The 9,527-nt window shown below is 37.6% G+C and carries 15 protein-coding genes; all 15 read left to right on the top strand.

The window, feature by feature from the left end:
- Positions 1 to 212 precede the first annotated feature (212 nt).
- Positions 213 to 1,223 carry a DUF5309 family protein gene (locus MRZ19_RS01490; protein ID WP_291029625.1) on the top strand — a complete coding sequence of 337 codons (1,011 nt, stop codon included), beginning with the start codon at positions 213 to 215 and terminating at the stop codon, positions 1,221 to 1,223.
- A 340-nt stretch (positions 1,224 to 1,563) separates the two neighbouring features.
- Positions 1,564 to 1,980, top strand: a complete 417-nt coding sequence (locus tag MRZ19_RS01495) for a hypothetical protein (RefSeq protein WP_291029628.1) — start codon at positions 1,564 to 1,566, stop codon at positions 1,978 to 1,980.
- On the top strand, positions 1,980 to 2,333 hold the full coding sequence (locus MRZ19_RS01500) for a hypothetical protein (RefSeq protein ID WP_291029631.1): 354 nt from the start codon (positions 1,980 to 1,982) through the stop codon (positions 2,331 to 2,333). The genes MRZ19_RS01495 and MRZ19_RS01500 overlap by 1 nt, the downstream gene beginning before the upstream one ends.
- Entirely contained in the window at positions 2,314 to 3,537 is a 1,224-nt protein-coding gene (locus MRZ19_RS01505) for a hypothetical protein (protein WP_291029633.1), read from the top strand. The genes MRZ19_RS01500 and MRZ19_RS01505 overlap by 20 nt, the downstream gene beginning before the upstream one ends.
- A 3-nt stretch (positions 3,538 to 3,540) precedes the next feature.
- Positions 3,541 to 4,038 carry a hypothetical protein gene (locus MRZ19_RS01510; protein WP_291029635.1) on the top strand — a complete coding sequence of 166 codons (498 nt, stop codon included), beginning with the start codon at positions 3,541 to 3,543 and terminating at the stop codon, positions 4,036 to 4,038.
- A gap of 1 nt (position 4,039) precedes the next feature.
- Positions 4,040 to 4,270, top strand: coding sequence for a hypothetical protein (locus MRZ19_RS01515; protein WP_291029637.1), 231 nt, complete (start codon positions 4,040 to 4,042; stop codon positions 4,268 to 4,270).
- 2 nt (positions 4,271 to 4,272) lie between these two features.
- The gene (locus tag MRZ19_RS01520; protein ID WP_291029639.1) at positions 4,273 to 4,941 is read left to right on the top strand and encodes a hypothetical protein; all 669 of its coding nucleotides are present in this window, start codon (positions 4,273 to 4,275) and stop codon (positions 4,939 to 4,941) included.
- Positions 4,934 to 6,586 (top strand): hypothetical protein, encoded by a 1,653-nt coding sequence (locus MRZ19_RS01525; protein ID WP_291029641.1) that lies wholly within the window; start codon positions 4,934 to 4,936, stop codon positions 6,584 to 6,586. The genes MRZ19_RS01520 and MRZ19_RS01525 overlap by 8 nt, the downstream gene beginning before the upstream one ends.
- Positions 6,587 to 6,596: 10 nt before the next feature.
- Positions 6,597 to 7,175: a hypothetical protein gene (locus MRZ19_RS01530; protein ID WP_291029643.1), complete on the top strand. Its 579-nt coding sequence runs from the start codon at positions 6,597 to 6,599 to the stop codon at positions 7,173 to 7,175.
- A gap of 3 nt (positions 7,176 to 7,178) precedes the next feature.
- Positions 7,179 to 7,559: a hypothetical protein gene (locus tag MRZ19_RS01535; protein WP_291029646.1), complete on the top strand. Its 381-nt coding sequence runs from the start codon at positions 7,179 to 7,181 to the stop codon at positions 7,557 to 7,559.
- Complete coding sequence (locus tag MRZ19_RS01540; protein WP_291029649.1) at positions 7,556 to 7,945, top strand: D-Ala-D-Ala carboxypeptidase family metallohydrolase; 390 nt, start codon at positions 7,556 to 7,558, stop codon at positions 7,943 to 7,945. Before MRZ19_RS01535 ends, MRZ19_RS01540 begins: the two co-directional genes overlap by 4 nt.
- 239 nt (positions 7,946 to 8,184) lie before the next feature.
- The gene (locus MRZ19_RS01545) at positions 8,185 to 8,481 is read left to right on the top strand and encodes a hypothetical protein (protein ID WP_291029651.1); all 297 of its coding nucleotides are present in this window, start codon (positions 8,185 to 8,187) and stop codon (positions 8,479 to 8,481) included.
- On the top strand, positions 8,478 to 8,894 hold the full coding sequence (locus tag MRZ19_RS01550; protein WP_291029654.1) for a hypothetical protein: 417 nt from the start codon (positions 8,478 to 8,480) through the stop codon (positions 8,892 to 8,894). The genes MRZ19_RS01545 and MRZ19_RS01550 overlap by 4 nt, the downstream gene beginning before the upstream one ends.
- Positions 8,887 to 9,057: a hypothetical protein gene (locus MRZ19_RS01555; protein ID WP_291029657.1), complete on the top strand. Its 171-nt coding sequence runs from the start codon at positions 8,887 to 8,889 to the stop codon at positions 9,055 to 9,057. Before MRZ19_RS01550 ends, MRZ19_RS01555 begins: the two co-directional genes overlap by 8 nt.
- 2 nt (positions 9,058 to 9,059) lie before the next feature.
- On the top strand, positions 9,060 to 9,527 hold a 468-nt coding region (locus MRZ19_RS01560; RefSeq protein ID WP_291029659.1), incomplete at its 3' end, for a hypothetical protein.

Consider the following 9,527-nt stretch of genomic DNA (forward strand, 5'->3'; position numbering starts at 1 on the left):
ATTTTCTTTTTTACTCCATTTTCTTTGTGCAATTTTAGGGAATTGTGCTTAAAAGTAGCTTTGGTGTAAGAATTAGTGTTGTAAATTTTAGTGATATTTAAGCAAAATCATTCAAAAGTTGTCTATTTTTGAATGCAGTTGTTCAAAAATAGTATAGTTTTTGAATCGCTAAAAAGTTTAAAATCCTTCAAAATTTTACAAAAAGGATTGCTATGGCGATTACAACTACGGAATTTGACAACGCAAAAACCAAAGAAAGGACGGGGTTAGTACCATCGGTTTATGAGGGGATTGTGCAAATTGGCGCAAGCGATACGCCGATTTTATCAATGATAGGTTCAGAAAATGTAACCAACATTTCACACAGTTGGCATATTGACACACTAAGAGAGCCTAAGAATGACGCTAAGCCTGAGCTTTATGAATATGCTAAAGACACTCCAAAATCAAGTGTGCAAAAAAACTTCAATGCAGTGCAAAAACACATTAGCCAATATGAAATTACAGACACACAAGAAGCGGTTAAAACTTATGGCGGGGTGGATCAAGAGAATTATTTACGCGGAAAAACAGCAAAGGAGCACGCACTAGATATTGAGTTTAGTTTCTTTGGACTTGGAAACAATCCAAGTGATGCAAAGACGGATGTTTTTAGTGAGCCTCATATTAGAAACGCACAAACAGACCCCGGTAAGAGTGCAGGGATTTTTCACTTCTTAGCAAAGGGAGCGGATGCGTTTGATAAAGGATGGCGCGGAAACATCTGTGCGTTTGATACAAGCAATGACTGGCAAGGGCAGGCAAGTGATTTGACTTGGGATAAGCTTATGCTTGCACTAGAAAACATTTGGAAAAAAGGAGAGACGCCTAGGACGCTGTTTGTTGGAAGCAAGCTAAAGCATAAGATTAATAAGTTTGTCAGCGACTTTGGAAGCCGTGTAACAAACAACAAAGACAAAGGCTTTGCGCCTACCATTAGCACACTTGATACAGATTTTGGTGTGGTAGAAGTGCGCTTGCATCGCTTTTTAAGTGAGCAGTATGGTTTGGGTGATGTGCTTTTAGCAGGGAATTTTGAGTATATGAAAAATGGCTTGCTGATTTCTACAACGCATAAGCCTTATGAAACAGGCAGGACTTCTAAGGGATTTGCTTTTCACACTGAATCAACACTGATTGTTAGAAATGCAGATGCCTTTGTGATTGGTGTGGGGCTGAAGTGAAGCAGGCAAGCATAGGTAAGATAAAAACACTTGCCTTTAAAATCTTACTTTTTTTGTTTCTGAGAATAAAGAGAAGTGTCTTAAAGGGAAGTGCAAGGTAAAGATGTTTGGTTTAAAGCTTGCGCACAATAAGGTAAAAACACTTCCCTTTATAAATCTTAGAAACAAGAGAAGGAGAACCTTGAATTGCAAGCAATTCTTTCCTTATTGCTTCTAAGATTTTAAAGGCAAGTGTCTTAAAGGGAAGTGCAAGGGAAAGAGACTTGGTTTAAGGCTCTTAAAGGTGGGCTTAAGCAGTGGAAATGTTTGAATACAAGTGCAAGGGAAAAAAGGTTAGGGAATGACTTTAGGTGAATTAGAAAAACAACTAAGAATGCTGCTAGCTGGTGAGGGCAAGGCAAAGGAGGATTTGGATTACATTAAAAATAATCTGAAGTTTTCTTTGCGCGATATTGCAATGCAGACAACACCTATTGTGCTTTTAACAAAAGACCCTAACCGCTATCCGATTTTAAGGCAGTTAGATAATGTGTATTGCATTAGAGAGCCTGTGATTCCACAAAGCTTAGACGATGAGATTTTGCTAGATGATTCCCTAGAGCTTGCCTTGCTTTACAAGCTAGCAAGTCAAATTGCAACATTTGAAAAACGCCCTTTGTATGAAAAGCTCTATCGCATTGAGCTTGATAAACATCGCTTTAGCAGTTTTGAAAGCTTGCAAAGAGAAGAGAGTGTTTTATGGGAGGGCTATTATTAATGTTTAAAGCAGTGCTTGGAAGTGCGCATTTTAGGAATTATTCTAACAATGAATTAAGGCTTAAGGCACAAAATGCTGGAACTTTAGAATACTACACAACAAAGGAAAGCTTACAAACCCTAGAGATTGCGTGGGAAAAAGAGTTTATGGAAGCTTTGGATAAGTTTTTGTGCAAGCCTATTGCATTAAACAATAGCTTAAAAAATCGCATTGAGGAATTCTTAGACCATCAGGATGCGTTTATGCACAAGGCTTTTGTATCAGAGGATTATTACGCAAATGTTTTAGAATCTTTAGACACTTTGCTTTTAGAGATGACGCTAAAGGATTGCAATGGAAGTAACAAGCTTTAGACAACTTGTAGCAGAAGTGCTAAAAAACTATGCAGGCTTTAAGGCTGAAGTGGAAAAATCACAAAGCATTTTGCAAGAAGGTCGCTTGCAGATTGCAGAGATTAAAGCGCAAGTTTTAAGTGCGCAAGAGAATCTTACACAAGCAAAGGAAAACACAAAGCAAGTGCAAAATTTGCAAGCACAAATGCAGGCAAGCACAAGCCTTGCAAACACACAAGCAAAGGAGTTTGAAAAAGGCTTAAGGCAATTGCATAGCTTAAGGGAGGAGTATGCAAGGGTTTGTAATTCTTTAGAACAATTTAATGCGCTAACTAGCACTCTTAAGAAATTGGATTTAGAAAATCTAATTAGAGAAACACTAAAGAGGGATTCTACAAGCATTATGGCTTTTTCTAAGGTTTTAGATGAGTTAATGCTTGGTGAAAAATACCAAGAGTTATTAGCACATTTAAGCCAAAAATTAAACACGCAACTAGATAGCCTTAGTGTTTCTAAAACAGAGTTTGAAAGCTTAAAGAATGCTTTTACCCTCACAAAAAACACAATCTTTGGCTTAAATGGTGAAATTGCAAGTGCTAGAAATGCAATGCAAAGGGAGCTAGAGAATGCAAAGCTACAAAATTCAAGGGTTTTAAGGGAGCAAGCAAGCCTTGCAAAAAGAGCAGTTAATGGCTATGTAAGGGATTTTTACAAAGTGATTAGCCAGCTACAAAGCAAAGCCTTACTCTTAAAGGTAAGTGTCAGTGATTCTTTAGACCAAGCACTTAAAAGTTACCAAGCGCGCATTGAAAACTCCACACAAGAGCATTTGCAAATCCTAGAGCAAAACACACAAAACCTACAAAAAAAATACGCTTCCCTAGAAGCAGGAATGCACGCTTTAGAGAAGCTAAATTCTGCGCTTGCAACAGGCAAAGTGCATAAGTTTAGATACAACATTTTCACTGCCTTGCAATACATTAACACGGCTGAACGCATTTTAATGGAACAAGATTCTTTGCTAAGGAATGCAATGGTGTTTTATCACGAAAACTTTTCAAAAGAAGTGCTGTCTTTTTTAATAGAAGAGAGACAAAACTTCAATGCACAAATGCAGGCACAAGAAAATAAGATTAATGCAGTGCTAAAGAGTGTGGCAAAGAGTGAAGAGGATATTGCTTTAAAAAGACGGCAAATTTTATTTTTAACTTTAAAGAAAGGCTAGAAAATGCTTAGAAATGCTTATGGAAAATCTCCGCTTAGAACACAATGTGCGTTTAAAAGTGAATGCAATGTGTTTGTAAGCCCTACACAAAAGGATAGCGAAGTAACCATTACCCTTAAAAGTGGTGCAGGAGCAACTTTAGGTGTGGTGTTTAAAGGAGTGGCTACAAAGATTAATGGAATTTATTTGCTAGCAAATCAAGCAATAGAAACAAAAATAGATGGCGGCGGTGATGTGTTTGTCTCTATCTTAGAAGAAAACACAAACTACCAAACAGGTGTTAGCTTTGGGAGGGAAGCGTATGTTAGTGATGGAAAGACAACAAGCTTTGCACTTCCTAAAGGCTTTTGCTTGCAGGATAAAAGTTTAGTGCAAGTGTTTTTAGAAGGACTGCTAGTAGATTTTACCTTAAGCAAGGATGGCTTAAGTGTGGAGTTTGCAGAGGCTCCTTTTGAAAACGCTAGCATTGTTGTGTATTGTGCAATGTTACAAGGAGTTTAAAATGCTATTTAGAAGTTTAGTCGATAAGCGCATTAAGCCTGAACATTATCCCTTTGAAATTGTTTCAAGCATTGAACAAGAAGTCAGTGGAGTAAGGGGTGTTGGCTTTGTTACGGAAAAAGAGAATGCTTTATTGATTCTTACACAAGAAGTTAAGAATGTAAAGCTTAAGGATTTAATCGCGCAAAACAAAGTGATTATTGCAAGCGATGGAAATGCATTGAAAGGATAGAGATGGTGGATGCAACATTTGAAAAAATACAAAAAGTTATGGATTTAAACAAAACCTTAAAAGACGCACTAGAGCAAGCAACACAAAGCCTGCTTAATGTAAGCGCAGCAACACAGGAGCAAATTGCTTTGGTTGTAGAATTCACAAAGGAAACGCAGCAGGATGTTACCTTGCAAGGTGGGATTGTGATTCCTAATGCGCTTAAACTTGTGGAGTCTTTAAGGGAGGATATCCAAACGCTAAAGGCAGAACAAACACAAGACTACAAAGAGAAGTTTTTAGAATTCTTACAAGAAAAAGAAGCACAAGTCCAAGAGGAAATGCAAAAAGAAAAGCAAAGGGTAGAAGCACAAAAGCAAGCAATGCAAAACAACTTCAACACTTTGCTTAGTGCGCTTAATGCACAAAAGGATGCACAAGCCAATGATTATAAAGAAATTAAAAAAGAGTATGCGCAGATTAAAGCAGAAGTGGAGGAAAAGCTAAGGCTTATTAATACGGATGCTTTTTTAAGAGAGTTTGCGGAGTTAAAAGTGGAGCTTGAAGCAAGCAAGCAAAAGGTTAATCGCCTTTTAGCAAACCATTCTTTAGCAACGCTTGAACACAACATTAGCCTTACACTGATGTTACAAAAACTATTAAATCTAACACAAGGAGAGAGAAATGGCTGAGACAACATTGGATTATGAAACCTTCAAAAGCGTGAATGCAAAGCTTAATGATCTTGTTTTAAACACGCTTAGTCTTTTAGAGGGGCAGAAAAAACTTAAGAGTGAAAGTGTGGAAAGGATTAACCAAGCCTTAAGCGACGCCTTGCAACAAATCCAAGCACAAGGCGGAGTCGATGAACAAGTAATGCAGGCAATGGAAACAAAGCTGAATGCAAAAATACAGGAGTTAGAAACAAAGATAGAGGAGATTAAACAAACTAACTTCCAAGAGAGGGCTACAGAAGCAGCCGAGGAGCTTAAGCAAAAGAGTGCGCAAATTACAGGTGCTATGCTAAAGACAATGACTGCAAGCATTGAAAGGATTAAGGCTATCACAAAGCAAGCAAGCCAAAGCAAGGAGCTAAAACGCCGACTCTTACCTGATGCGTATTTCCAACAAGGGCTTTGTTTTGCAGAAGTGGAAGAGGGGTTTAATGCGCTTAGTGAGGATGTACAAGCAGTAGAAACAACAGAGGGAAGCGAGCAAGCACAAACAAGCGATGCAATTCCTAGATTTCGCCCTTGTGGATGGACAGACTTTACGCAAATGGAAAAGAATTTGCATTACAAAAGGCTAACCTTTTTAGGAACTGGAGGTAGCCATTGGGGTTTTTCTTATGCGCAAAATAATGGTCAGGGGCTTGTAAAAAGCTTTGATATAAGTGAGCATAAAATCACGCATATGATTTGTGGGTATTTAAACTACTTTGGATTCACTAAAGATAGAACAAAAATGCTAGTGATGGGTTATAACCATAGCGGAATGTTAGGTGTAGGACACGCCAATGCTGTGGCAAGCCCTACAATGCTAAGCCCCTTTAGAGCTCCGATTAAAAAATTCCAAGGCTGCTTTTATTGTACGGCAGTTTTGCTAGAGAATGGAGAGCTTTATGTTTCAGGCTACACAAGCGGCACAAATATTTTTAGAATGCTTACAGAAAATGTAGAGGATTTTATCCTTTACTATAATGGGAGCTATTATGGGTTTTTCATTAGAAAAAAAGATGGGAGGCTTTTATCCTGCCTTGGGAATAATCTTTTAACGCTTAATCCAGTGGAAAATGGAATTTCCTCGTTTCCAAAATTAACAAGCGATTATAAAGAGGATATTGCAGGGGATAAATTTGTGAAAATGTTTGGCGGCTTCTATGATATCGTCTTTCAATTAAAAGACAATCAGGCAATCATTTGTAACACGGATAAACCAAGCAACAATGCGTATTTGTTTAGCTTTGATTCACCCATTAAGAAAAAGATACGGCATCTTTGCCTTTTAGAAAATGGGAAGCTGCACTCTTTAAATGCTAATGCAGACACTTTTAGCACACTAAGAAGCGATGTAGTGGATTTTACTTTGTGCAATACAAGTGAGCAAAGAGGGCAACAAAACGTGATTGTTTTAACTAGAAGCGGAGAAGTTTTTATCTGGGGTAACCCTCGCGTTTTATCTGGGAATAACCAAAGCAATCTAAGCAATTACAAAGTAGCAAGTGATGTGATAGAAATTGCAGGGCATTTAAACACTAACAATGCGTATGTGCTAAAAAAGGATAATGGAATCTACACGGGATGGCCTACCTTTAATATTTTAGATAGAGTTTTATAAGGAGAGAAAAATGCAATACCAAATCCATTTTGATAACATACAAACCTTAAGAGAGGGGGAGTTTAAGATTTTAGGAAGCTATGGGGATTATTTTTTCATAGAATCAGACAGCACTTTAAATGCGCCTTTTATGCAAAGGGATGAAGCTTTGTTTGCACAATACCAAGCGGATAAGGCAGAAACACTACAGCGCACAAAAGCACAGATGCAAGAGACACTAGAGAATGCTTTTAGTTTAGCTTTAAAAGGCTTAGTTGGTGAGCCAAATACCAATGAAATGCTAAGCTGGGCTACACAAGAAGCAGAAGCAAGGGCGTTTAATGCAGGCAATAATCCAAACGACGCGCCTTTTTTAAGCATTTTAGCAAAACAAAGGGGCTTAACCTTAAGAGCACTTGCGTCTAAAGTGCTAGAGAAAGCGGCAGGCTACAAAGAAAAAGGTGCAAAACTCTTAGGGATGAAGCAGGCTTTTAGCGATAGCATTGAGCAAGCAAAAAGCATAGAGGATTTAAACAAGATTCAAATTGACTTTACCTTAGAAGAAGTGAAGTTTGAAAGAATCCCTTTGAAGCTAGCAGTGCAGGATTAAGCAATGGAAGCTTTAAGCCTTGAGCAAATGCATTCTGCGATGGATTTAGTCAATAGCATTGAAACGCTAGGTATCATTGGAATTAGCTTTATAATGCTAGGCATTGCACTGCTTGGGAATTATTTTTTATTCAAACACGCAATGGCAAATTGCGGTGCTATGCGTGAGATTTATGAACAGATTCAGACTTTGATTATAAGCATTGAAAAAAGCAATGAAATGATGCGCCATAGCTTTGAAATGCTAAAGGAGTTTAGCACAAGAGAATCCGATTCTGTCAAAGAAGTTACAGGCTTTATTGGAAATAGGATTGATGCGCTTTACCACGATGGCTTGGATAAATTAACAAGGATTGAGAGAGAATTACAAAAGGAGAAATTATGAAACACAATCCCTATTTTAAAGCAAGTGAATTTAAATGCAGATGCGGCAAATGTCAGATACCAGAAGGTGTGCCAAGTGATGAGCTGATTGATTTGCTTGTAGAGATTAGAGAGTTTTTTGGGAATAGAGTGTTGATTAATAGCGGCTATCGCTGTGAAAAACACAATGCAAAGGTAGGTGGAGCAAAGACTTCACAACACACAATTGGGAGTGCAGTGGATTTTAGAGTAGAAGGTGTGGCCACACAGATTGTGTATCACCATTGCATTAAAATGTTTGGGGATAAACCTTTAGGCATTGCTGTTAAAATCAATAAAGACAATCCAATGGGCGGCTTTGTGCATTTAGACACAAGGGGTAAGAAAGCAAGGTGGGAGTATAAATAACCACGCACTGCAATGCGTGGCTAGCTTATTGCAAGATTAGAAACTCTAAAAGTGCAATAATAGGCTTTAAAGGAATAAAACTTCAAGCATATAAAACCTTATTTTAGGATACCCGCCGTCCAACAAAAAAAGCCCCTAAGTTATTGCAGTAACTTAAGAGGCAATCCTATAAAATAAGGCTGTATGCTTGATAAATGCAGCTGCATTTACAAAGACGATTGTAAAAAGAGATTGATAAAATGAATCTTAAAAACTATGGGATTGGAAGCATTGTTTTTATTGTACTTGTTTTAGGATGGCTCTACCAAAACGCATTAAAGGAAATTGCGCATTTAAAAGTTGCGTTACAAATTGCAACAAAAAACACACAAGCCCTACAAAGTGCATTGGATGAACAAAATGCTGCCTTAAAAGCAATGCAGGTGCAAGCAACACAAAGGGATACAAGCGCAGTGGATAAAATCATTATCAAGGATTCTAGTTGTGAAGCGGAGTTAAAAGGCTATAAGCAATTGTTTAAGGAGCTTGGGAAATGAAAAGAGGGTTATGCAATAAGGGTAGAAGCAAATCTACCCTACAATTAATACGCCTTGACTATCATAAGACAAAGGAGTATAATTATTATTGCAAGCTTAATCATATTTATCACCTCTCTTACGAGGCTATAAATTACTTTAAGGAGGTTCCGACCCTCTTTAAAGCGAACCTCACAAAGCATTCTACAAAAATCTTTCTTAACTTTCTTTTGTTTGCATTTATCCCGTGTTTTTTTATTAGTTGCGCTAAACCTATTGTAGAGATACAAACACAAGAAGTTTTTATTCCCATTAAATGTAATTTAGAGCTTCCACAAAAACCAAAAGAAAATGGAAGTTTTGAATCGCATAAGGCTTTAAGCAAATATTATTTAGAAGTGGAGCAAATTGCAAAGGATTGTACCAATGAATGAAACTCAGTTTTTAGCTATTAGCTTAAATCGCGCAAAAAAAGCAATACAAGCAGAGATAAATCCAAAGGAAATAGAGGAGTTAAAAGCACAAATCCAAGAGCTTAGCGCAGAGATTGGCGCATTAAAAACACAAGTACAAAACTTACAAAAGCAAAGGAGTTAGGGATGGGATTAAGAATAGGCAGAGCAAGGCAGAAAAACTTACAACAACAAGCACAAGAAAAAATACAACAAAGAAAAGCTAATGATGCAGTTACACAAGCTTGGAAAAATGCACAAATCCTAACAAGGGGCGCGCAACAAAGCAATGCAGTCGAAGATGTGATTGAAAGAGGTAACCACGCATTAACAAGGATAATGCACAATCTAAAACCGATTTTAAAAGAGCATTATGAAGAGTCTGGGATGACCCAAGAGCTTTATTCACAGGTGTATTTAGGTGTGTTACAAATTGCAATGCAGTTTGCTTACACTGCTAGTCAAAATGAACAACAAATGCGATTCCAACAAAGTCAAATCAATGAAATGAATCAAAGTGTAAAAGATAACCGCTTAATCAAAGCAGGGGAGTTTTATGGAAACATTATTTCTATGGGGCTTTCTAGCAATGCAGTGATTCCAAGTAACATCTAT

The sequence above is a fragment of the Helicobacter sp. genome (genome assembly GCF_022770205.1).
GTDB lineage: Bacteria > Campylobacterota > Campylobacteria > Campylobacterales > Helicobacteraceae > Helicobacter_D.